Raw genomic sequence first — 25643 nt, forward strand, 5'->3', positions numbered from 1 at the left:
AATTTTTACGGCTAAAGGTTCTTTAAAAAGAATTTTACAGTATTATAATCTTTAAAAAGTCATTTTTAAAAGACTATTTACTTAAATAATCACCAAATATAAGTTATAAAATCTAATACAATAAATTTGTTCAGTAAAAAATACTGAATCAAAAATGAAAACAAATAATTTAGGTTACCCAAGAATTGGCAGCAACAGAGAATTAAAAAAAGCCTCAGAATTGTATTGGGCAGGAAAAATTTCTGTAGATGAATTAATAGAAACCGGAAAAGACATTCGTCGCAGAAACTGGCACTTGCAATTAGAAGCAGGAGTTGATTTGATTCCGTCTAATGATTTTTCTTTTTACGATCAGGTCCTCGATTTGACCTTGACTGTTGGGGCAATCCCGCAACGTTACCAGGAATTCGCCAAAACAAATTCGACTATCGATTTGTATTTTGCAATGGCAAGAGGCGCGCAAAAAGACGGACAGGATGTTGTAGCAATGGAAATGACAAAATGGTTCGATACCAACTATCACTACATTGTTCCTGAATTCAGAAAGGACCAAAAATTCGAATTGTTTTCTGAAAAAATAATCAATGAATTCAAAGAAGCAAATACTTTAAAAATTGCTACAAAACCAGTTTTAATTGGACCAATCTCTTATTTGCTTTTAGGAAAAGAAAAAGAAGAAGGTTTTCACCGAATTGATCTTATTGATAAATTGCTTCCTGTTTATTTCGAAATTTTCGAAAAGTTACAAGCAGAAAATGTAGAATATATTCAGTTAGACGAGCCATTTTTAGCTTTGAATTTAACAGATAAAGAAAGAAACACTTTCACAGAAGTTTACAACGAAATCAACATTCGTTTCCCTAAAATCAAAATCATTTTAGCGAATTATTTTGATTGTTTTGGAGAGAATTTGGCAACTGCATTGGCTTTGCCAGTTGACACTTTCCATTTAGATTTAGTTCGTTGTCCTTCTCAATTAGATGATATTTTAGAATCCGGACAATTGGCTTCAAATGTAAACCTTTCATTGGGAGTGGTTGACGGAAGAAATATTTGGAAAAATGATTTCAAAAAATCTTTAGAATTGATCCAAAAAGCAACTGATGCTTTGGGAGAAAGCAGAATTTTAGTAGCACCTTCCTGTTCCTTAATTCACAGTCCGTGTGATTTAGATTTAGAGACAAATGATGCAACTTTAACTCCGGAAATCAAACAATGGCTGGCTTTTGCGAAACAAAAAATCAACGAAATTGTACTTTTAAAACAATTCGGTTCCAACGAAATTGATGTTAAAAATTCGATTGATTTTGAAAGAAATAAAATTGCAAACGACAACCGAAAAACTTCAAAATTAATTCATAATAACGAAGTTAAAACGCGTGTTGCCGGAATTACAACTTCTGATGACAAACGTAAAAGCACTTTTGCAACAAGAAGAAAAAGCCAGATTGAGGCTTTAGATTTACCTTTATTCCCAACTACAACAATTGGTTCTTTTCCGCAAACAGCCGAAGTGAGAAGCTGGAGAGCAAAATTCAAAAAAGGAGAATTGACTACCCAACAATACAATGATTTGATCGAAAAAGAAACCGAAGCTACGATTCGTTTTCAGGAAGAAACCGGGATTGATGTTTTGGTCCACGGAGAATTCGAACGTAATGATATGGTGGAATATTTTGGCGAGCAATTGGACGGATTTACTTTCACTAAAAATGGCTGGGTTCAGAGTTACGGAAGCCGTTGCGTGAAACCTCCTGTTATTTACGGTGATGTTTCAAGACCAAACCCAATGACGGTAAAATGGTCAAAATATGCGCAGTCTTTAACTCCAAAATGGGTAAAAGGAATGTTAACAGGCCCGGTAACTATTTTACAATGGTCGTTTGTTCGTAACGATCAGCCACGTTCTGAAACTTGTACTCAAATTGCATTGGCAATCCGTGATGAAGTTGTAGATCTTGAAAAAGCCGGAATCAAAATTATTCAAATTGATGAGCCAGCAATTCGCGAAGGTTTACCGTTGCGTAAAGAAGAATGGACAAACTATTTAGATTGGGCAGTAAAAGCGTTCCGTATTTCTGCAAGCGGCGTTCAGGACGACACGCAAATTCACACTCATATGTGTTACAGCGAGTTTAACGATATCATTCAAAATATCGCCGATATGGATGCTGATGTAATTACAATTGAATGTTCGCGTTCGCAAATGGAACTTTTAGATGCTTTTGCCAACTTTAAATATCCAAACGAAATTGGCCCTGGAGTTTACGATATTCACTCACCACGCGTGCCTTCAAGTGCTGAAATGGTCCGTTTATTAGAAAAAGCTTCTGCCGTAATTCCGGTAGATCAATTATGGGTAAATCCTGATTGTGGTTTAAAAACACGTCATTGGGATGAAACCAAAAAAGCGTTGATCGAAATGGTTGCAGCCGCTCAGGAAATGAGAGCTGCCGTTGAAAGCGGTGCAACTGTATAATTTCATTTGAATATATTTTTGTTTTTTAGTGCCAACAAGTGGAATCGAAAATTCTTGTAGTTATGATTTAATTTCGATTTCACTTATGTTGGCATTATTTTTTTCAATTTAAAAGATCCTATTTTAATTTTTTGAAGCAGAAGTTTTCTTTTTCAACACACGTCCGGTCCCGCTATCCGCTATATCTTTTGTGTCCGCCGCGGCGGACACAAAAGGATATCGCTCCTATCGGGGCTAGACAAGAATGTTTTATTTTCAAAAGATTACAGGCAGAAAACAAAAAAGCATCCGCCTGGCGGATGCTTTTTCAAAATTGAAATATATTCTAAGATTAGAAATTCTTTGAAATCCCTACAGAAAATTGTTGTCCGAAAGAAAAGTTGAAATTTTTAACATTGTCTCCGTTTCCGTTATCTCCGTCATAGTTTAAAGTATCATACCCTAAACCTCCAACATTAAAGTTCAAACCAAATCCTTTACCAACATTAACTAAAATTGCCGGCGTAATTCCAATATAGAATCCATCTCCCTCATTTATTGTATTTACTGGCCCTACATCCTGTGTTACTTTTCTGCTTTGGTAACCAACTCCTAAATCAGCGTAAGCAGAAAAAGTTTGGTTTAATGGCTTAGAATAACGTAAAAAACCTCCTAGAGAGAAATTATTTGTTTTGTACTCGGTATTATTTCCTGTTTCTTGTTTTGTAGTACCAACTCCAGCCTCAATACCTGCAGTCCAGTTTTCGTGAAATTGATATCCTACTTTTGGAGAAAAACCAAAATAACTTTGTTTGTTCTCTGAACCAGAATTAGATACATTTTGAGAATTGTATTCAATACTTCCCATAACTAAAATAGATCCTTTTTTTTGAGCATTTGCAAAGCTAACCATAGCTAATGCAAGAACAACTAACATTTTTTTCATGTGTGATATTTAAAAATTTTAATAGTCCTTTAACAATAACGATGCCGTGAATTAAGAAGAATTTAATTTTTTTATAAATTCTTTGAAACACAAAATGTAGCAATCAAAAGTATTTCTCTTTACTTTTGTACCAAATAAAAAGTCATGTCGATAGAAGTAAACAACATATCAAAAAGTTACGGATCTCAGAAAGCCTTAAACGGAATTTCATTCTCCATTCAAAAAGGAGAAATTGTTGGATTTCTTGGTCCAAATGGCGCAGGAAAATCTACTTTAATGAAAATTTTAACGACTTATTTATTAGCAGATGAAGGCTCAGCCCTTGTAAACAGTCACGATGTCATGACGGATACTAAAGCAGTGCAACGTTCTATTGGTTATTTACCAGAGCATAATCCGTTGTATTTGGATTTGTATGTTCGTGAGTATTTGGCTTTTAATGCCGATGTTTATAAAGTACCAAAATCAAGAATCGAGGAAGTAATTCAACTGACAGGCCTGTCAGCCGAAAGCCATAAAAAAATAGCACAACTGTCTAAAGGATACCGCCAGCGTGTGGGACTTGCCAATGCTTTATTACACAATCCGGATGTTTTAATTTTAGACGAACCAACTACAGGTCTGGATCCGAATCAGTTAATGGAAATTCGAAATGTGATTAAAAATGTCGGGAAAGATAAAACCGTTTTTCTGTCAACACACATTATGCAGGAAGTGGAAGCCATTTGTGATCGTGTCATTATTATTGACAAAGGACAAATCGTTGCAGATAAAAAATTAGATCATTTAGTTTCTGAAGATAAACAACAAGTCATTGAAGTTGAATTTGATTATCAGGTTGAAGAACAGCTTTTGGCAAAGCTCCCAAATATTACTTCATATAAAAACACTCACGATATGACCTGGGAATTAACTTTCTTAGCAGATAAAGATATGCGTCCATCTATTTTTGATTTTGCTAACGAAAACGGTTTGAAAACCCTACAATTGAATCAGAAAAATAAAAACCTGGAAGCTGTTTTTAGAGAGATTACTAAGTAGTTTTCAGTCACAGTCACAGTTTATAAAAAGAGCTCGTTTAAATATTTATTTAAACGAGCTCTTTTTTATTTCATTAAATTCTTCAGATAGATTGTAAATAATAACGAAAGCAAAATTGCTGAAAGTCGCAAAATGTTTTTCAGAAAAACTCCATTGACATTAACTGATTGTAAATTCGATTTTGATTTAAAGAAAAAATCAATCAATTTCTTTGAATCTAATAAAACCAGAAATAAAACACCAATCATTAATAATATGGACTGCAACAAAGCACCTGCATTCATATGATAAAAAATATTAATTAATGTCAGATTCAACAACAATGAGAACAATAGTATTGATCCAATTAACAATGTTCTTTTGAACAATAACAAATAGCCACCAATGATTTGAGTTACTGCTATTATAATTCCAAAAGCATGTGAATATCCAAAATAAAACCAGGTTAGCCACTCGCCTGATTGCTGATTCATGGGCATATTTGATATTTCTGCCGGAACAATAAATTGAAGTCCGTAGAACTTTTTCCAGCCAAAACTGGCTATATTAAAAGCGATGCAATATCGAATACCACTATATAAAATGGCATAGACTTTAGTAGAATTTATTTTTTGTTTTTGTTCCAAAACATGCCAGAAAAATGGAAATAAAATTGAAAGCAGTAATGCAGCTCCAACTCCCGAAAAAACTAAAACTGGCGGCAGCCAGGGAATATTTCCTCCATTGCCCAGCAACAAAAGTAAAGTTGCGATTTCAAGGCCAAGAATCAAGGAAGCGCTGATTTTTTTAAAAATTGAATTTGAAATTTCTAAAGATTGTTCTAACATGATTTTTTATTTTTGAGTTAATATCAAGCAAATTTGAATATTAATCAAAAATCAAATGTTCCGATGTACCCTTTCGAACAGATTTTAAGCTTCTTTTTTAATCAAAGTAATATTAGATTTTACAAATTCTGTTGGAGACATACCAACATATTTTTTGAATGTAGTATTAAAAGTTGTTTTCGAATTAAAACCAGCTTCATAAGCAATTCCTAATATGTTTAATTGACTGTATTTTTCAGACAACAATAACATTTTTGCCTCTTCGATACGATGTTTATTTATAAAATTATAGAAATTTTCCTGATACAATTCGTTAATTAAAAACGAAGTTTCATTACTGGTTGCCTCTAATTTTCTAGCCAATTTAGGCAGACTTAAATCATTATCCAGATATAATTTTTCTGAGTTTAGGAGTATTTTCAATTTTTCATTTAATTCAGTCAGCCGACTCTTTGAAACCCTTTTTGAATTTTCTTTTTTATATATTTTGATAGATGAAAGTTCATTTAATTCATTCTGACTAAAATCAAAAATTTCACGTTGCTGCAATGAAAAATAGGCAAGAAAAAAAACACTCAACAAATACAGAAATGGTGTCAGGTCAATTAGATTTTTTAACCCAAAAAATATTAGGTTAAACCAGGCAAATACAATAACTAACAAAATCAAGAGAAAATATTTTAGCCACAGTAAATCATTTTTTTCAATAGAGGATGAAAATTGTTTTATGCTTTTTAAATGTTTTTGAAGTGTTGCAAAAGACAGAATCCAATAAATTAGTATCTGTAACGGCAATGCTGTGCTCAAAATAAAAAAAACTATTTTTCGTTCTTCCTCATCAAATTCAATATTTTTTCCAGTGACAAAAAATGGAATTCTGAAGATGAAAAATAATATAAAAGGTAAAAAATGCCATAAATTTTTAGGCTTGAATTCTTTACAGATCGAAGTAAAATATAAAATACTGATATAGAGAAAAGGTGCAGAAAGAAACCGGGACAAACCTATCATTTCAAATAGATTTGGATGGCTTAAATGAAAGTTTTTATAAAATAATGGTACTTCGAGCATTGCGAAACCCACTGTGATGATAAACAATCCTAAAAATCTATTTGCAACTATATTGACTTTTCGAGGATGAGCAATCAGTAAGAACCCTAAAAGGAATACCGCACCGCTTGTAATACCCATTATAATTGGAAAATTTATCATTTCAAAAATAATATTTTAGTTTTTTTATGAATTGTAATTTTAGTATTACCTCGTTTTCAACCTGTTATATCTTTTTTCGTAAATTGTATTTGTTTTTATTTAGACTTATTATGAATAGTGTTATATTTGCCTCATGAATTACAAAATAAAGCATAATGACGAATATAATTGTTCTCATAATTTCGATATTAATTTATAAAGCAAGCCGATTTTTTACTAGTCTTTAATTATAAATTTAAATCAAAATTTGTTTTTTTGTTTTTTAGATCCTTGTTTTTTTGTTTTTTTTGATGTTAGTAAAGAGCCTGTCTGTTCAACAGGCTCTTTTCATTTTAGATCTCTAAATCCAAAATAGTTTCTTTCATTTCTTCAATTACGATTTTAATATCTTCTTCTGTTGTACGCCAGTTCACAAATGAAGCTCTTATCCCTTTACGATTTTGATAAACTGTCGGTGTCATAAATACTTTTCCTTTGTCATTTAAAAGCGTCAAAAACTCGCTTACTTTTTCCTGATTGTGATTTCCTTTCAGTGTAAAACAAACATTATTAAGGCGAATTGGAGCCAGCAATTCAAAATTCCCTTCTTCGATCAATTCATTTCCAAAATGCATCGCCAATGATGTACTATTCTCCACAATATCGCAAAAACCTTCTTTACCATATGCTAATAAAGAAAACCAAACAGGTAACGCTCTTAAACGTCTTGAATTTTCCGGCAATACATTCAGATAATTAAAATTCTCTAACGGATTTCCTAAATAAGGTGCATTCGAATTCTGAAAAGTTTCTATCTGCAAACTAGTATGCTCTTTTTTAATCAAATAAAAAGCACTTTCATAAGGTACGTTCAACCATTTATGACAATCAATTGTAATGCTGTCTGCTCCTTCCCAACCCTCAACAAAATGTTTGAATTTATCTGAAACCGCTGCAAATCCTCCAAAGGCAGCATCAATATGCCACCAGAATTTATATTTTTCTTTTAATTTTGAAATTGCCTGAAAATCATCAAAATCTGCTGTATTTACGGTTCCGGCACTTGAAATCAAGATGAAAGGTTTGCCGTTTAAGTTTTGAATGTTTTTTTCTAAATCGATTATATCAATGGCCTCGCGATTACCTTCTATAGTTTTAATTGTGCTGAAATTATTACTTCCAATTCCTAACATCGCCAATGATTTGATTGATGATGAATGTGGTGTTGCAGTTAAAATATTGATTGGTTCTGAAATTCCGTTTTTAGCGAAATCTTTTCCAAATTGTTTTCCAAACCATTGTCTGGCTACTCCCAAGCACGTGAAGTTTGACATAGTTGCCCCCGTAACAAATCCGCCTAAGAATATATCCGGCAATTGTAATAACTGCAACAATAGATTAATGGTTTCAAATTCAATTAAAGCCGAAACTCCACCCTGTGCTTTTACAGCCTGCGTATTTTGATCGTAAACTGAAGCCAGCCAATCGCCCACAATCGAAGCCGGCGTTGATCCTCCTGTAACAAATCCCCAATATCTTGGCCCTGGTGAGCTGACCAATAAAGGAGCTAATCTTTCATTAAATTCTTCTAATGCAGCCAATGAGCCCAAACCTAATTCGTTTAGTTCTCTGTTTGGATCAATTGAGTTTTTGGTAGAAGTTGGAACGTTTTCGAGATTATTCAAAAAATCTATTCCTTGTTGTTTTGTTCTGTCAAGAATAGTTGACAGATTATTTAAATCGTTTTTTAGTATTGTATTCATTACGTGTAATTTGAAGTAATTGTAATTTTATTTTACCATTTCGTCTTTTCAGAGAACCGTGAAATCATCATCGAACAAATCAAATCGCCATTTACATTTAATAAAGTCGCAATTGGATCAACTAATGTTCCCAAAATCATGGCAACTGGCAAAGCCTGTTCCATTGGCAGTCCGTAGACTGTAATCGCCAAAACTTCTCCTATATAACCTCCATTCGGAATTCCGCCTTCTACAATTGAGACGATTACGGTAATTCCTAAAGCCAAAAGTATCGTTGAAGGTTCTGTGAAATCCTTTCCAAACATCGCAAAAAGAACGGTTATTTTTAAAATAGAAGACATGCTCGATCCGTCTTTGTGCAAAGGCGCCCCAAGCGGAATAACTAAATTGCGAACATGTTTTGGTATGTTCATCTTTTCAGCCGCTTCCAGATTTGCCGGAATTGTTGCGATACTGCTGCAAGTTCCGACTGCGGTTAAAGCCGGTGTAATATTATTGCTCCAAAATACAATGAAAGCTCTTTTTCCACCTGCGACAAAAGCATATAAACTAAAAAATACAAAGAAGTAAAAAATGCAGGCACCATAATAAACCCCCAAAGGTTTGGCATAAACTCCAAATAACTGCGGTCCAAAAACCCCAACCTGATAGGCAAAATAAGCTCCCAAACCAATTGGGGCCAATTTCATTATCATGTTCAAAAGTTGCTTCATCACTTCATTTCCCGAATCCAGAAAACTTCTGAAAGCACCTCCTTTTTCTCCTGATTGCAAACTTGCAAAGCCAATTAGAAAAGAAAATATTATTAAGGCGAGCATACTTTTTCGCGATAATAATTCGAAGAAATCATTTACAGTAAGCAATTGCGCTATCTGATCTCCAATACTTCCGGACTGAATATTTTCAATTGGAACTTTAGAAATGATAATATTTTGATGAATTGGAAAAAGATAAACTGCAAAAATCATGACAATTGCAGAAATAAGGATGGTCGTCAGAAAAACGGCAACCATAATTACAAACAGTTTTCCTAATTTTTCTGTTCGTTCTAAATTGGCAATAGAAGAAGCAATTGTGAAAAATATAAGTGGAATAATAGCGGTAAAAAGCAAGTTCAGAAAAATATCTCCGAGTGGTTTTATAACTAAGACATCTTTACCATAGAACAACCCTAAAATACTGCCGAGAATAATTCCGCCAAGAAGTAATAAAATGCTACTATAACTTTTGAGAAAATTGATTTTTTTAACCTCCATAATTTTTTAAAGTGTTAGGATTTGCTGAAATGGAAACCTGAAATAATAATCAATTAAATTACTTAAAAAAAAGAGTTCAAAAACTATTTTTCTAAAACAATCGTGGTAAAGTCCCGATCAACTAATTCTCCTGTTCTGGTTTTTACTTTTTCGGTTAAAGTCTCTTTATATAAGATTTTGAAAGATGTTTTTTGGACTAATTGCTCCACTTTTCCAGTGCTGTAAAGTTCAAATTCGAATTTGGTGAAAGGAAGCTGTTTCATGAAACTTTCTTCTGCAAAAGTGATACAGAAAACACTATTTGGCTTTAAAACACGGTATATTTCCGAAAGCAATTTTTCCGGTTCCTGCCAAAAATAAATGGTGTTTACTGTGAATATTTTGTCAAAAAAAGCATCTTGAAACGGAATTATATTTCCGTCATAGAGCGAAAAGAAAGCTTGTTTTTGGGAGACAAAATTTCTGTTGATCTGGCGTGCTTCCTGAAACATTAATTCAGACATTTCAAGTCCATAGTACTTCAGGTTCTCAGCCTGTTCGAATATAAATTCTACATGCCCTGCATTGCCGTGACCTAATTCTAAAATAGAATTTCCGTTTTTAATATTTAGATTTTGAACAGAATGACGTGTCATGTTGATATTGGTTTCATGCATCATGTTCGCCATTTCTATCCCTTTTTCTCCTGTTGGATGTTTTAGCTGAGCCGCGATTGCTTGTAATTCTTCTTTTTTCATAAAATAAAAATTAAATTCCAATCCCGAAGCTTCGGGATAAATTCCAAATTCCAAGCTTGGTCGTTGCGAGGAACGAAGCAACCACACTAACAAAGATACAGCATGAGATTGCTTCGTTTTTCGCTATGACATTAAAAAACCTGACTCGCGATCTGGCGAATATTCTCAGATTTTCCCATTGAATAATAATGTAAAACCGGAACTCCAGCTGCTTTTAATTCAAGAGATTGTTGAATCGCCCATTCGATTCCGACTTGTTTGATTTCAGCGTTATTTTTACATTTATCTACAGCATCAATTAAATCTTCAGGCAAATCGATTCTGAAAATCTGTGGTAAAATTTGTAAATGTCTTTGCACAGCAATTGGCTTAATTCCAGGAATAATCGGAATTGTGATACCTATTTCTCTTGCCTTTTTGACAAACTCAAAATATTTAGCATTGTCAAAAAACATTTGTGTTACCACGTAATCAGCACCTGCATCTACTTTTTCTTTCAATCTTTTCAAATCTGATTGTAACGAAGGAGATTCTAAATGTTTCTCAGGATAACCCGCAACTCCAATACAAAAATCAGCCTTATTGTCTACATCCATAACTTCATGAAGGTATTTACCGCAATTTAAATCGTTGATTTGGCGAACTAAATCTATAGCAAAATGATTACCTCCTAATTTAGGAACAAAAGATTGTTCGTCTTTCATAGCATCTCCGCGAAGTGCCATTACATTGGTAATTCCCAAATACTGACAATCTACCAGCATGTATTCTGTTTCTTCCTGGGTAAATCCTCCGCAAAGCAAATGCGGTACAGTATCAACATTGTATTTATGTTTTATAGAAGCACAAATCCCAAGTGTTCCCGGACGCATACGAGTCAATTTTTTATCTAAAAGACCATTTCCTTTATCAATATAGATGTACTCTTCACGAGAAGTCGTTACATCAATAAATGGCGGTTTAAACTCCATCAACGGATCAATATTGTCATATAATTCCTGAATGCTTTTCCCTTTTTGAGGCGGAATAAGTTCAAATGAGAATAAGGTATTTCCTTTGGCGTTTTCTATATGTTCTGTTACTTTCATTATTTAAGTTATGAGTTATGAATTATGAGTTTTGAGTTGTTTGTGTAAAAAATCTGAATCAAAAAACATAAATCAAATATCTTTTTGTTTCAAGTTTCAAGTTTCAGGTTTCAAGTTGCTTTGGATAACTTGAAACCTGAAACTTGAAACAAAAGAAACTTTTCTTAATCTGCTATATTAGGGTTTAACCATTTTGATGCATATTCCGTTGATACGCTGCGTCGTTTGGCGTAATCGACCACCTGATCTTCTTTTATTTTTCCTAGTCCGAAATACCTGCTTTTTGGATTTCCGAAATAATATCCAGAAACAGATGAAGCCGGCCACATCGCCATGCTTTCTGTCAAGGTCACTCCAATTTCTTCGGCTACATTTAATAGTTTCCAAATCGTTGGTTTTTCGAGGTGATCGGGACAAGCCGGATATCCTGGCGCCGGACGAATTCCTTTATAATTTTCTTTAATCAATTCTTCGTTTGTTAAAGATTCTTCTCTATCATAACCCCAAAACTCTTTACGAACTTTCTCGTGAAGATATTCGGCGAAAGCCTCAGCAAAACGATCTGCCAATGCCTTAACCATAATCGAATTATAATCATCCAAATCCTTCTCAAATTCTGCTGCCCATTCGTCAACACCAAAACCGGTTGTCACACAAAATGCTCCCATATAATCCTCTATTCCGCTTTCTTTTGGCAGAATAAAATCAGACAATGCAATATTCGGTGCGCCTTTTGTTTTTTGTGATTGCTGACGAAGCGTTAAGAATTTCTCCAACACTTTTCCGTTTTCATCACGTAATTCGATATCATCGTCATCAACCTGATTCGCAGGAAAAATTCCGTAAATACCTTTTGCTTGTAGTTTTTTCTCAGCCAAAATTACTTTCAGCATCGCCTGAGCATCTGCAAAAAGAGAAGTTGCTTCTTTACCCACAACCTCATCCGTTAAAATTGCCGGATATTTTCCGTGCAATTCCCAGGTCTGAAAAAATGGCGTCCAGTCGATATACGGAACCAAAACATCCAGATCAACCTCAACGGTTTGTTTTCCAATAAATTTTGGTTTGGTTGGAGTGTATTCGCTCCAGTCTAACTGCATTTTATTTTTACGGGCATCTTCAATGCTTAAGAAATTTTTATCTCTCGAACGATTTAAAAACGTTTCTCTAAACGAATCGTATTCTGCACGAATATCGCTTGCATATATTTTTCGATTGTGGTCTAATAGATTTCCTGCCACAGTCACAGCGCGCGAAGCATCGTTTACGTGAATTACAGTTTCTCTATATTGCGGAGCGATTTTCACGGCAGTATGCGCGCGCGAAGTGGTTGCTCCACCAATCATAATCGGAATTTTAATTCCTTGTTTGTCTAATTCTTTGGCCAGATACACCATTTCGTCAAGCGAAGGTGTAATCAGTCCGCTTAAACCAATGATATCAACATTATGTTCAATCGCAGCCGCAATAATTTTTTCCGGAGGTACCATAACACCAAGATCTACAATCTCGTAATTGTTACACGCTAAAACTACCGAAACAATATTTTTACCAATATCATGAACGTCTCCTTTTACAGTCGCCATCAGGATTTTTCCATTTCCTTGTTTGTCTCCGGCTTGTTTACTTGCTTCAATATAAGGCAATAAATAAGCAACCGCTTTTTTCATTACACGTGCAGATTTTACCACCTGAGGCAGGAACATTTTTCCGCTTCCAAATAAATCTCCAACCACATTCATTCCCGTCATCAAATTGATTTCGATAACTTCAATTGGTTTTGTAGCCGCTAATCTTGCTTCTTCAACATCTTCTTCAATAAAGGCATCAACTCCTTTTACTAACGAATGCGTAATACGCTCCTGTACCGTTCCTAAACGCCATTCCTGAATCGCTTTTTCATCTGATTTTACTTCGCCTTTTACATTCTCGGCAAAATCTAAAAGTCGCTCAGTAGCGTCGTCGCGTCTGTTCAAGATCACATCTTCAACATGTTCCAACAAATCTTTTGGTATATCATCGTAAATCGAAAGCATCTCCGGATTCACGATTCCCATTGTCATTCCGTTCTTGATCGCGTGGTATAAAAACACCGAGTGCATCGCTTCACGAACGTGATCGTTTCCTCTAAAAGAAAACGAAACGTTACTCACACCACCGCTAATATGTGCGTGTGGCAAGTTATCTCTAACCCATTTTGTACCTCTAAAAAAGTCCAAAGCATTTAAGCGATGTTCTTCCATTCCGGTTGCAACTGGGAAAATATTTAAATCGAAAATGATATCCTGTGGAGGAAAACCAACTTTGTTAACCAAAATATCATACGAACGCTGACAAATCTCAACTCTTCGGTCAAAATTATCAGCCTGACCCACTTCGTCAAAAGCCATGATAATTGCCGCAGCTCCGTAACGTTTGATTAATTTGGCGTGATGAATAAAGGCCTCTTCACCTTCTTTCAACGAAATCGAGTTTACAACACTTTTTCCTTGTACTACTTTCAGACCCGCTTCGATGATTTCCCATTTCGAGCTGTCGATCATAATTGGCACTCTAGAAATATCCGGTTCTGATGCAATTAAATTCAGGAATTTTGTCATTGCCTGAACACCATCAAGCATTCCTTCATCCATATTAATATCGATGATCTGTGCTCCACCTTCTACTTGTTGTCTTGCAATATCAAGCGCCTCGTCATATTTCTCTTCCTTGATTAAACGAAGGAATTTTCGTGAACCGGTTACATTCGTACGTTCCCCAACGTTTACAAAAACACTTTCGGGCGTAATAATCAACGGTTCTAATCCTGCTAATACAAGGTCTCTTCTTTTTTCTGCCATTTTTTCTAAGTTACTAAGATCCTAAGATGCTTAGGTTCTGAGTTTTTTTATTCTTTTTTTTCCTGCAAGGTTTTCGAAACCTTGTAGGTATATTTGTTTTCAATTATCGTTTTTTCAAATCTTTTGAACCTATTCTATATTTCGTTCCTATGGAACTATTATTGGGATCGTGAATCGTTTTCAACGGAATAAATTCCGTTGCTACCAACATTTCATTCCTCCGGAACTTTTTTAAAAAGATTTTCACTCTATGCCTTCTTTAAAATTTTCAAAACCTTACAAGTTTGTTATTAATTTTTAATCAATAAAAACATGTTTTTCAAAACCTCCATAAAACACCTTTTCTATCCAGTTCTTAAATTCTAAATTGGTCGTAATATGATATATTTTACCATTACTTTCTATTTTGAATTTTTTGTTATTGTCAATCTTGCTTTTAATACTTTTTAATTCTGAAACACAATACATATAGGGACTCACTGTATCGTACCAATTAGAATTTAAAAATGCTTTAAAAACTTCTCCGTTTTCCGAATACACTATATGCTCTGCTTTTTCCATTAATTAGTTTAAACTTTAAAACCAACTACTAAATTTATACCTACAAGGTTTTGAAAACCTTGCAGGAAATGAAAATCATTATACCAATACCGGCGCCACTCTCGGCTTATAATCCTTTGCCACTTCAGCAATCAATCGAATATGATCCGGAGTTGTTCCGCAACAACCACCGATAATGTTGATTAAATTGTCATCCAAATATTCTTTGATTAAAGCCTGAGTTTGTTCAGGTGTTTCATCATATTGTCCAAATGCGTTTGGCAAACCTGCGTTTGGATGTGCTGAAACGTTGAACTGTGTATGCTGAGACAATGTTTTCAAATACGGTTTTAATAAATCGGCTCCAAGAGCGCAATTAAAACCTACACTCAATAACGGAATATGTGATACTGAAATCAAAAACGCTTCAACCGTTTGTCCTGAAAGTGTTCTTCCTGAAGCATCAGTAATCGTTCCTGAAACCATGATTGGAATATCCCGATTGCGTTCGTCTTTTACTTCTTCGATTGCAAAAAGTGCTGCTTTTGCGTTTAACGTATCGAAAATGGTTTCTACCAAAAGTAAATCACATCCGCCATCCAGTAAGGCTTCCACTTGTTGTTTGTAAGCAATACGCAAATCGTCAAAAGTTACGGCTCTGTAACCCGGATCGTTTACGTCTGGAGACATACTTGCCGTTCTGTTTGTCGGTCCGATTGAACCAGCTACAAAACGAGGTTTCTCTGGATTTTTAGCGGTGAATTCATCAGCTACCTGACGGGCGATTTTAGCCGATTCGTAGTTTAATTCGTAAACCAAATCTTCCAGGAAATAGTCGGCCATACCGATCGTAGTTCCTGAAAAAGTATTGGTTTCTACGATGTCAGCGCCAGCATCAAAATACGCAGCGTGAACATCGCGGATCGCTTGTGGTTGTGTTATGGATAGTAAATCGTTATTTCCTTTTAGCGGATGCGGGAAATCTTTGAAACGCTCTCCTCTGAAATCTTCTTCAGAGAAATTATAGCGTTGCAACATTGTTCCCATTGCTCCATCAAGGATTAGGATATTTTTTTTAATTGCTTCTTGTATCGTAATTGCCATATTCTTTTGCCGCTAAGGCACTAAGGCGCAAAGCTTTTTTATTCTATTATTTAAAACATACCTAACATTTTGAAAACCTGTTAGGATATGCGTTTTGATTCACATTGATTCCAAAAATTCACTATTGCCCAGCCAATTAGCCCCGATGGGAGCAAATATCCTTTTATCCGCCGCGGCGGATAAAAGGATATTGTGGACAGCGGGAACGATGTTGGCATAAATGCGCCAATAATTCGCTCATTAAACTGTGAATTCAGTAAAATAATATTGTAAGGTTGTCAGGAAAAGTTGAGGAAATACTTTATGTATTTGTGTTATCTATCTTTAATACTATGAATTAGTGTAAAGTAGAATTTAGCACCTTCTTTATGATAAAGGGTTGCTAAGGTTTCATCGGGTCTATCCCTCCGCCTTTCGTGATAACTTTCAATAAATTTAGGAACGGTGCAAAGGTATGAAATAGCCTTGCGATTTGCAAATGTTTTTTTAAAGGGTCTGAGGGGCTAAGATTCTGAGGTTCTAAGGTTTTTTTTAAGGTGCTGAGATGCTAAGATACTAAGACTAAAGTTTGGCTTTTGTTTTTCAAATATAGCCCGCGGTTTTAACCACGGGGAACTTATTGTGATAATTCGTTTGTGTTGTGATCATGTATATTGATTATACGTTGCGTTTATATGTTGCGGTAATGCGATGTGTGTATGCATTGCGTTCCAGTGGTTGAAACCATTGGCTATGTGTTATATAAATAAAAAGCTCAAACTAAAAGTTTGAGCTTTTTATATAAAATCTTAGAGTCTTAGCGTCTCAGAATCTTAGTAACTTAGACTATCGCTTTCACAACCGCTTTTGGCGCTTCTTTACGTGTTCCGTCGAAACCGTCTACTCCGGAAACTGTTGTATATTTTAAAACGTATTTTTTACCTGGATTGATGATTCCGTAAGCAGCTTGACACATAAGTGTAGCTTCATGGAATCCGCAAAGGATTAATTTTAATTTTCCAGGGTAAGTGTTTATATCTCCAATTGCGAAGATTCCCGGAATATTAGTCTGGTAATCTAAGGCATTGTTTACTTTAATCGCATTTTTCTCGATCTCTAATCCCCAGTCTCCAATTGGACCTAATTTTGGTGTTAATCCAAAAAGTGGAATAAAGAAATCTGTTTCGATTTTACGGTGTGCTCCGTTTTCTTCGATATCTAACGATTCAACATGCTCAGCACCGTTGATTCCGATTACCTCTGCCGGTGTAATTAATTTAATTTTTCCAGATGTTTTTAATTCCTGTACTTTTTCTACAGAATCAAGAGCTCCTCTAAATTCATTTCTTCTGTGAATCAAAGTTACTTCTGAAGCTACATTTGCCAAAAAGATACTCCAGTCTAAAGCTGAATCTCCTCCTCCGGCAATTACAACTCTTTTGTCTCTGAATTTTTCCGGATTTTTGATGAAGTATTTAACTCCTTTATCTTCGTAAAACTCGATATCTTCAATAAGTGGCTTGCGTGGCTCAAAACTTCCTAAACCTCCAGCGATAGCAATAACCGGCGCGTGAAATTTAGTTCCTTTATTTGATGTTACAATGAAACTTCCGTCTTCTTGCTTGTCGATTGTTTCAGCTCTTTCTCCTAATGTATAACCTGGCTCAAACTGCTTAATCTGTTCTTGTAAGTTATCAATTAAATCTCCTGCTAAAACTTCCGGGAAACCAGGGATATCATAAATAGGCTTTTTTGGATACAATTCTGAAAGTTGTCCTCCTGCTTGTGGTAAAGCATCTAAAATATGACATTTTAATTTTAATAATCCTGCCTCGAAAACGGCAAATAAACCTGTTGGCCCTGCTCCAATTATAAGTATATCTGTTTTAATCATTATGGTTGTTGTTTATAATCATTCTTAATAATGCAAAGAAACGAATAATTTATTCTACTGCCAATGATTTTTATCATTGATTTCTTTGCGTAATTTCTACTCTTTATTTTTTAATGAAGCGGTAATTTCGTTCATTCTCTTAACCTTATCTTCAAAATTGCCTTTTAATGTCTTTCGGTATTCGTTTAGATTTTCTACCATTTGGTTGATATCTTCCGGAATTACCTCTTCGAAAAACTCGCGTAATCTTTTAGCAGTTGTTGGCGATTTTCCGTTGGTCGAAATGGCGATTTTTACATTTCCTTTTGTTACAATTCCGCCTAAATAATAATCACATAAATCTGGCGTATCGGCAATATTGCAAATCAAATAACGCTTTCGGGATAAATCATATACCTTTTTATTGACTTTTAGATCATCAGTACAAGCGATTACCATATGACGTTTTTTGAGCATTTTCTTTTTGAACTTCGATTCCGTCAACTTAATTGAAGGATGATTTTCGGCTAAAACTTTAATTTCTAAATGAAAGTCGGGTGCTACGACCTCAACATTTGCATTTGGACTTGACTTTAGCAAAAAAGAAAGCTTCTCTAATCCGACATTTCCTCCACCCACAATCAACACATTCAGATTGTGAAGCTTTAGGAATATTGGATATAATTCATTCTGTTCCATTTTATTTTATTTTCATCTAATCAAAATTAGATGATTTATATTTTATCGAACGATTTCTTTTGATAGAAATTCTTCGTAAAAGCCTTTTAATTTATTGCTTTCTCTCACCACTTCTCCAAGAACAATAATCGCTGGCGAACTCAGTTGCTTCTCTTTTACGATTTCTAAAATTGAATTTACGGTTCCAACTCCTATTTTTTCTTCTGAAGTTGTTCCGTTTTGAATGATCGCTACAGGCAAATCTCCTTTGTCTTCTTTTTGAAATAAATCAATAATTTGAGGCAATTTGTGCATTCCCATCACAATAACCACTGTTGCTGATGACTGTGCGGCCAAAGCTACATCTGCAGATAATTTTCTGTCAGAAGTTGTGCCTGTAATCGCCCAAAAACTTTCTGAAACGCCTCTTTTTGTAATTGAAATTCCCAGACTTGCGGGAACGGCAACAACTGAAGAAATTCCAGGAACGACAACGGTCTCGATTCCGAAACTTTCTACAAATTCTATTTCTTCGCTTCCACGCCCAAAAATAAACGGATCACCGCCTTTTAACCGAACCACATTTCCGTAAGTCAGTGCGTTATCAACAATTAGTTGATTGATCTGATCTTGCGTATATGCATGATTCCCAATTTTTTTCCCAACAAAAATTCTAATTGCATTTTTGGGTGCGTAAGCTAATATTTCGTCATTTGCCAATGCATCATACAAAACCACATTCGCTTCAGCCAATGCTTTTGCGCCTTTCAGCGTAAGCAAATCCGGATCGCCGGGTCCTGCACCGACTAAAGTTACTTTTGGTTTAATATTAAGCATTTGCTAATTCTTGAGCTCTATATTTTTCAATGGTATCAAAAAATGCAATTCCTTCCTGAATGTATTGTTTTGCAAAAGCCTCTGAAGGCTCATTTTTATTGATTTGATACACTAATTCTTTGAATGATGTTGCCAATTCGATTTTTCCTGTTACGATGAAAACATTATCAAACAAATCAACAATTCCTGCGTGATTGTTTGTTTTTTCATTTTCAGAAAGTAATAAAGCTTTAGCTCCATTTACAAATCCGGCATAAGCGTGATAAATAGAGTCTGACCATTTTCCTTCGTCAAAAGATTCTTGTGCGAAAGTCAATTTATCTTTGGCTTCTAATAATAAAGTCGCTACTAAATCGATCACAACGCCAGCACATTCTCCAACTCCAACTGCTTTTACATAGTTATCGGCGTTACCCCAATCCACAAAATCAGCTTCGGTTAAATTGGTTACATCTGCGAAAGGTTTCAAAATTTCATAGAAATATTTTTCTCCTTTTTGATCGTAATAGTTTAGGAACTTTTCTCCGTTTGCATTAGCATCAAAATCATTTAAGATCGTACGTAAAGCATCTGGACCTCTTCTGCTTGGAATTTTAATTACTTTATCGGCAAAACGTCCTTCTCCATTTCCTAATCTTCCTCCTCCTAATAAAACCTGTAATGCCGGAGCTACTAATTTTCCTGAATTTATTGACATTCCCTGAAAACCAATTGCTGACATATTGTGTTGTCCACAAGCATTCATACAACCACTAATTTTGATTTCAATTTCACGGTTGTTTAAGTACTGAGGATATTCTGCACTTATCACTTTTTCCAGTTCTTCTGCAATACCGGTACTACTTGCAATCCCCAAGTTGCAAGTATCAGTACCAGGACATGCCGTAATATCTACAGTAGAATTATAACCTAAATGAACAAAGTCTAATTTGGCTAATTCCTGATAAAAGAAAGGAAGATTCTCTTCTTTTACGTGACGTATTACAATATTTTGACGCAATGAAAAACGTAATTCATTTGCTGCGTAATTTTTAATTAAAGCGGCTAATAATCTGGCTTTATCAGTATAAAAATCTCCTAATAAAACTTTAATTCCAATCGCATAATAACCCTCTTGTTTTTGCGCAATCACATTTGAATTTTTCCAGGCTTCATAAGCTTTGGTATCTTCAATTATAACTTTCGGAACCTCTAATAAAGGTTCTGCAATTGGTCCGTCAAAAGCGGTTGTATCAATTTCGTATGTTTCAAAAGCGATTGCTTTTTTCTCTTTTTCAACCAAATCAAGGAAAACATCTCTTCCCATTTCTTTGATCAAGAATTTCATACGCGCTTTCATTCTTTTTGCACGCTCACCATATCGGTCAAAAATACGGATGATTCCTTCTGCTGTCGGGATGATTTGATTTGCCGGAACGAATTCTGAAAGCAATTCAGCATGTGCTGGCTGAGATCCTAAACCTCCACCAAACATGATTTTGAATCCGCGTTGTCCGTCGACAATTTTTGGAATAAACCCTAAATCGTGTAAATAACTCAAAGCTGTATCTTCGTCTGAAGAAGAGAACGAAATTTTGAATTTACGTCCCATTTCCTGACAAATTGGGTTTCTTAATAAATATTGAAATAAAGCGTGTGCGTAAGGCGAAACATCAAATGGTTCGTTTACATCTACACCCGCTAATTCGCTTCCTGTAATATTTCTAACGGTGTTTCCACAAGCTTCACGTAACGTAACATCGTCTTTAGCCAAATTTGCCCAAAGTTCCGGAGTTCTGTCCAAACTCACATAGTGAATCTGGATATCCTGACGCGTTGTAATGTGCAAACGTCCTGTAGAATATTCATCAGAAACTTTAGTGATACGCACCAATTGCTCGCTGGTAACTTTACCGTAAGGCAATTTAATACGAATCATTTGAACGCCTTCCTGACGTTGCCCGTAAATTCCGCGCGCTAAACGAAGACTACGAAAACGCTCATCATCAATTTTTCCTCCACGGAATAAATGAATCTTTTTTTCTAAATCGATAATCTCTTTTTGAACTATCGGATTTTCTATTTCTGTTCTAAAACTTTCCATTTCTTTTTACGCTTTAGGCTTTAAGCTTTAGGCTATAAGCTTTTTTACATTCTTGCTTTAGGCTTTAGGCAGTAAGCTTTAAGCTTCCCTAAATACCTGATCTGTTTTTTTTTAGCCTAAAGCCTATAGCTTAAAGCTTATAGCAGGTTTACCTGATAAATCCTACTCCTGCTGTTGTGTTCGTTGCTGTATCAATTAAGATGAATGCTCCGTTTGATTTGTTATCGTTATAGGCATCAAAATATAAAGGCTTGCTTAATTTGATGGTTACTTCTCCAATTTCGTTGATCGCTAATTGCGATGCTTCCTTGGTTCCTGAATAGTCAGTTGAGATTGTATTTTTTATACTTTCAACTTTTGCTAAAACTGAATTTGTATTGTGTTGAACGATATATTTTGTACCGGCAACCAGTTTTTTGCTATCCATCCAACAAACAGTTGTTGTGATTTCTTTCTCAATTTTTGGAAGTTCTGATGATTTTACAATCATATCGCCTCTTGTAACATTGATATCATTTTCTAATTCGATTGTGATAGAAGAACCTGCAACAGCTTCATCAAATGTTTTATCGAAAAAGTGAATTTTAGTCACTTTTGATTCGGTTAAAGAAGGAAGAACGGTTACCGCATCTCCAACTTTAATAGAGTTTCCGTATAATTTTCCAGCGTAACCTCTAAAATCGTGGTATTCTTCTGTTTTTGGACGAATCACAGTCTGAACTGGGAAACGTGCTTTTCCTGCTTCAAAAACATCTGAAGAATGCAATCCTTCTAAATGTTCCAATACAGTTTGACCTGTGTACCAAGGCATATCTTTTGATTGATCCACTACGTTTCCACCGTTGATAGCGCTTAACGGAATGTAACTTACGTTTTGCTCTTTGAAAGTACTTTTAGCATTTAATGCCTGAAAATCAGCTTTGATTTTGTTGTAAACTTCTTCAGAATAATCAACTAAATCCATTTTATTAATCGCAACAATTACCTCTTTTACTCTCAATAAATTATTGATAAAAAAGTGACGGTACGTTTGCTCAATTACGCCTTTTCTGGCATCAATTAAAATGATAGAAACCTGAGAAGTCGAAGCTCCTGTAACCATGTTTCTTGTATATTCTACGTGACCCGGAGTATCAGCAATAATGTAACTTTTCTTTGCAGTCGAAAAATAAATATGCGCTACGTCAATTGTAATTCCTTGCTCTCTTTCTGCTACTAATCCGTCAGTTGCCAAAGAGAAATCCAAATAATCGTAACCTTTTTGTTTACTGCTTTTTTCGATTGCTTCAATTTTATCTGTAGTCAATGATTTTGTATCGTACAATAATCTTCCAATCAAAGTACTTTTTCCGTCATCTACACTTCCTGCTGTTGCTATTTTTAAAACTTCCATTCTAATATTTTTGTTTCAAGTTTAAATTTTTGTTTCAAGTTTCAGGTTTCTTCCCTTTGAACTAAAATTTAAAACTGTATGTTTTTGTTTTTCTGATTTTGACTTTAATTACGTTCTGAATTGCATTAATAATTTACAATTCACAATTAATAATTAATTAAAAGTACCCTTGTTGTTTTCTTTTCTCCATTGCAGCTTCAGAACGTTTGTCATCGATTCTGGCTCCTCTTTCAGAAATAGTTGAAGTTCTAATTTCCCCAACAACTTCCTGAATTGTTGCTGCGTAAGATTCAACAGCGGCTGTACAACTCATATCTCCAACGGTTCTGAAGCGAACAATTCGTTCTTCGATTTGTTCGTCTTCTTCCTGATACACAAAAGGAGAATGCGACCAGATTAAACCGTCTCTCAAAAAAACTTTTCTTTTATGTGAAAAATAGATTGATGGAATCTCGATGTGTTCTTTTTCGATATAACTCCAAACATCTAATTCTGTCCAGTTTGAAATTGGGAAAACACGAACGTTTTGACCATTTTCTATTTTTCCATTCAAAATATCAAACAATTCCGGACGTTGATTTTTTTCATCCCATTGACCAAAATCGTCACGTACAGAAAAAATACGTTCTTTAGCTCTTGCTTTTTCTTCATCACGACGTGCACCACCAATACAAGCATCAAATTTAAATTCTTCAATTGCATCTAAAAGCGTGATCGTCTGTAAACTGTTTCTACTAGAGTATTTTCCAGTTTCTTCAACCACTTTTCCTTCATCAATAGCATCCTGAACATTACGAACGATTAACTCTAATCCTAATTCTTCAACCAATTTATCTCTGAAAGCAATTGTCTCAGGAAAATTATGTCCCGTATCAACGTGCAATAGAGGAAACGGAATTTTTGCAGGGAAAAAGGCTTTTTGCGCCAAACGCACTAATGTTATAGAATCTTTTCCTCCAGAGAAAAGTAAAACCGGTTTATCAAACTGTGAAATTACTTCTCTGAAAATGTATATTGCTTCACTCTCTAAAGCGTTTGTTTTTAATACTGAACTCATTGTGTTTTTTTGTTTCAAGTTTCAAATTTCAGGTTTCAAGTTTGTGGTGACTCTAAAATTCTCAACTATTGTTTTATTCTATTCTCTTGATTCTACTCTCTTGCTTCTTTGCTCTTGCCTCTATTCTCTTTTGTTCTATTCTCTCTATTCTTTTTTAGCGCTGTGCAATCCACATTCTTTATGACTTGATTCCCACCACCATCTTCCGGCTCTGATATCTTCACCAGGGAAAATCGCTCTCGTACAAGGTGCACATCCTATACTTACGAAACCTTGTTTATGTAAAGCATTTTGAGGAACATTGTTTTCTGATAAATAGGTTTCAACTTCTTCTAAAGACCATTTTAATAATGGATTAAATTTGATGATTTCAAAACCTCCGTCGTATTCAAATAAATTTAAATCTTGTCTGTTTTCAGATTGTTCCGCTCTTAAACCTGTTATCCAAACTGAATTTCCTGCCAAGGCTTTCCTTAATGGAACTACTTTTCGGATGAAACAACATTCTTTTCTATTCTCAACCGAATCATAAAAACTATTCGGACCTTTTTCTTTTAATAAATTTTCTACTGCTGTTGCTTCCGGAAAATAAACCTCAATTGGTTTTTTGTACTTTTTTAATGTCTTATGAAAAACATCATACGTTTCCTGAAACAATCTTCCGGTATCTAAAGTAAAAACGGTAATGTCAGTATTGCTTTTTGCAATGAAATCTGTAATTACCTGATCTTCCTGACCAAAAGAAGTCGAAAAAATTACTTTCCCCGGATATTCTTTAGCTAAAAAAACTAAAGTCTCATCAAGCGAAAAATCTTTCGTTTTATCTAATAATGTCTGTATAACTGTCGCGCTCATATTCTCTTTTCCTTTCTAAAAACTGCTTACAATAATTTAGATAATGTTTTTAAACTCAATAGTATTATTAAAATTCCAACTGCAATCATCATTGGTTTTCTTTTGATTTTATTTACCAGATACGCTCCCAGTGGTGCCGCAATTACGCCTCCTAAAATCAAACCTATAATTACCTGCCAGCCATGGATTCCTCCAAAAAGCATGAAGGTAATTCCGCTTGCAAATGAAATTGCAAATTCTGCAGCATTTACAGAACCTATCGTATATCTTGGATTTCTTCCTCTTCCTAACAATGTAGAAGTTACAATTGGTCCCCAGCCTCCACCGCCAACCGCATCCATAAATCCTCCAAAAGTCGCTAAATATCCTAATTTTTTAGTTTTCTTTTTAGCGATGCTTTTGGCTAATGCTTTTCTGATAATGATGATTGCCAAAACAATCATATATACAGCAATGAACGGTTTTATAACATCTCCGTTAATTACATCAGACAATAAATAAGCCCCTGTAATAGAACCCAAAACACCCGGAATCAACAAATGTTTTACTAACTTTTTATTGATGTTTCCGAATTTATGATGTGAAATTGCCGACGCTCCGGTTGTAAACATTTCTGCAACATGAACTCCTGTACTACTGACAACCGGCGGAACTCCATAAGCTAACAAAAATGACGTCGAAGTTGCTCCATAACCCATTCCTAATGTCCCATCCACCAATTGAGCAAAAACTCCGATAGCAAAAAATATTAAAAACTCTTGATTAAATCCTGCAATTAGTCCATCTACTGAAAACTCTGCGTGATGATTGTATATCAGTGTAGATAATAAACCCACTAATAAAACAATAGGAATTAAAATCCATAACTTTTCTTTTACGGATCCTTCAGATCTAACTTCATAACTATTCATTTTCAATTCTTTTTCCATACTCAAGGCTTGGCTTTGTTGCAAAATCTATTACCCTATCGGGTTAATAGATTACTATGCAAAATTAATACTTATTTCTAAATATCAAAACTTTATTTAATTTTTTTACTGCTCTAATTCTCTTTACGTTAAGCAACAAGCTTTTTTTTGCAATTTGTAAAATAACTT

The 25643-nt window shown here is 34.8% G+C and carries 20 protein-coding genes and 1 riboswitch; of the genes, 2 read left to right on the forward strand and 18 right to left on the reverse strand.

Going from position 1 to position 25643, the window contains the following annotated elements:
- Positions 1-154 precede the first annotated feature (154 nt).
- A complete protein-coding gene (gene metE, locus AC6CH4_RS02540) occupies positions 155-2479 on the forward strand; it encodes a 5-methyltetrahydropteroyltriglutamate--homocysteine S-methyltransferase (protein WP_498099884.1) in 2325 nt (774 codons plus the stop codon).
- Between the two features lie 331 nt (positions 2480-2810).
- On the opposite strand, the gene AC6CH4_RS02545 is transcribed toward metE, so the two are convergent.
- On the reverse strand, positions 2811-3404 hold the full coding sequence (locus AC6CH4_RS02545) for an outer membrane beta-barrel protein (protein ID WP_498099886.1): 594 nt from the start codon (positions 3402-3404) through the stop codon (positions 2811-2813).
- Positions 3405-3548: 144 nt separating this feature from the next.
- Here AC6CH4_RS02545 and gldA point away from each other — a divergent pair, with 144 nt between their 5' ends.
- Positions 3549-4445, forward strand: a complete 897-nt coding sequence (gene gldA / locus AC6CH4_RS02550) for a gliding motility-associated ABC transporter ATP-binding subunit GldA (protein ID WP_498099888.1) — start codon at positions 3549-3551, stop codon at positions 4443-4445.
- A 65-nt stretch (positions 4446-4510) separates the two neighbouring features.
- Here gldA and AC6CH4_RS02555 read toward each other — a convergent pair whose 3' ends face one another.
- From AC6CH4_RS02555 to AC6CH4_RS02635, 17 genes are all read right to left on the reverse strand, one after another.
- Positions 4511-5272 (reverse strand): hypothetical protein, encoded by a 762-nt coding sequence (locus tag AC6CH4_RS02555; protein WP_498099890.1) that lies wholly within the window; start codon positions 5270-5272, stop codon positions 4511-4513.
- Between the two features lie 84 nt (positions 5273-5356).
- Positions 5357-6484 (reverse strand): helix-turn-helix domain-containing protein, encoded by a 1128-nt coding sequence (locus tag AC6CH4_RS02560; protein ID WP_498099892.1) that lies wholly within the window; start codon positions 6482-6484, stop codon positions 5357-5359.
- A 332-nt stretch (positions 6485-6816) separates the two neighbouring features.
- Positions 6817-8226, reverse strand: a complete 1410-nt coding sequence (locus tag AC6CH4_RS02565) for a pyridoxal phosphate-dependent decarboxylase family protein (RefSeq protein ID WP_498099894.1) — start codon at positions 8224-8226, stop codon at positions 6817-6819.
- Between the two features lie 32 nt (positions 8227-8258).
- Positions 8259-9482, reverse strand: a complete 1224-nt coding sequence (locus AC6CH4_RS02570; protein WP_498099896.1) for a dicarboxylate/amino acid:cation symporter — start codon at positions 9480-9482, stop codon at positions 8259-8261.
- A gap of 83 nt (positions 9483-9565) precedes the next feature.
- Entirely contained in the window at positions 9566-10219 is a 654-nt protein-coding gene (locus AC6CH4_RS02575) for a class I SAM-dependent methyltransferase (protein ID WP_498099898.1), read from the reverse strand.
- A 131-nt stretch (positions 10220-10350) separates the two neighbouring features.
- Positions 10351-11307 carry a methylenetetrahydrofolate reductase [NAD(P)H] gene (metF, locus tag AC6CH4_RS02580; RefSeq protein WP_498099900.1) on the reverse strand — a complete coding sequence of 319 codons (957 nt, stop codon included), beginning with the start codon at positions 11305-11307 and terminating at the stop codon, positions 10351-10353.
- Between the two features lie 164 nt (positions 11308-11471).
- Positions 11472-14147, reverse strand: a complete 2676-nt coding sequence (metH, locus tag AC6CH4_RS02585; RefSeq protein ID WP_051239236.1) for a methionine synthase — start codon at positions 14145-14147, stop codon at positions 11472-11474.
- Between the two features lie 297 nt (positions 14148-14444).
- A complete protein-coding gene (locus tag AC6CH4_RS02590) occupies positions 14445-14708 on the reverse strand; it encodes a hypothetical protein (protein WP_498099902.1) in 264 nt (87 codons plus the stop codon).
- Between the two features lie 78 nt (positions 14709-14786).
- Positions 14787-15791, reverse strand: coding sequence for a homocysteine S-methyltransferase family protein (locus AC6CH4_RS02595; protein ID WP_498099904.1), 1005 nt, complete (start codon positions 15789-15791; stop codon positions 14787-14789).
- A 311-nt stretch (positions 15792-16102) separates the two neighbouring features.
- Positions 16103-16217: riboswitch (SAM riboswitch) on the reverse strand.
- A 394-nt stretch (positions 16218-16611) separates the two neighbouring features.
- Positions 16612-17664: an NAD(P)/FAD-dependent oxidoreductase gene (locus AC6CH4_RS02600; protein ID WP_498099906.1), complete on the reverse strand. Its 1053-nt coding sequence runs from the start codon at positions 17662-17664 to the stop codon at positions 16612-16614.
- 96 nt (positions 17665-17760) lie between these two features.
- Complete coding sequence (locus tag AC6CH4_RS02605) at positions 17761-18342, reverse strand: precorrin-2 dehydrogenase/sirohydrochlorin ferrochelatase family protein (protein WP_056190253.1); 582 nt, start codon at positions 18340-18342, stop codon at positions 17761-17763.
- Between the two features lie 42 nt (positions 18343-18384).
- Entirely contained in the window at positions 18385-19158 is a 774-nt protein-coding gene (gene cobA / locus AC6CH4_RS02610; RefSeq protein WP_498099908.1) for a uroporphyrinogen-III C-methyltransferase, read from the reverse strand.
- Entirely contained in the window at positions 19151-21241 is a 2091-nt protein-coding gene (locus AC6CH4_RS02615; RefSeq protein WP_498099910.1) for a ferredoxin-like domain-containing protein, read from the reverse strand. The genes cobA and AC6CH4_RS02615 overlap by 8 nt, the downstream gene beginning before the upstream one ends.
- Before the next feature lie 148 nt (positions 21242-21389).
- Positions 21390-22634, reverse strand: a complete 1245-nt coding sequence (locus AC6CH4_RS02620; protein ID WP_498099912.1) for a sulfate adenylyltransferase subunit 1 — start codon at positions 22632-22634, stop codon at positions 21390-21392.
- A 157-nt stretch (positions 22635-22791) separates the two neighbouring features.
- Entirely contained in the window at positions 22792-23691 is a 900-nt protein-coding gene (gene cysD / locus AC6CH4_RS02625) for a sulfate adenylyltransferase subunit CysD (protein WP_072970415.1), read from the reverse strand.
- 144 nt (positions 23692-23835) lie between these two features.
- A complete protein-coding gene (locus AC6CH4_RS02630; RefSeq protein ID WP_498099914.1) occupies positions 23836-24546 on the reverse strand; it encodes a phosphoadenylyl-sulfate reductase in 711 nt (236 codons plus the stop codon).
- A gap of 26 nt (positions 24547-24572) precedes the next feature.
- Positions 24573-25475: a sulfite exporter TauE/SafE family protein gene (locus AC6CH4_RS02635; RefSeq protein ID WP_498099916.1), complete on the reverse strand. Its 903-nt coding sequence runs from the start codon at positions 25473-25475 to the stop codon at positions 24573-24575.
- Between the last annotated feature and the right edge of the window lie 168 nt (positions 25476-25643).

The organism is Flavobacterium sp. GQ95, from assembly GCF_059758655.1.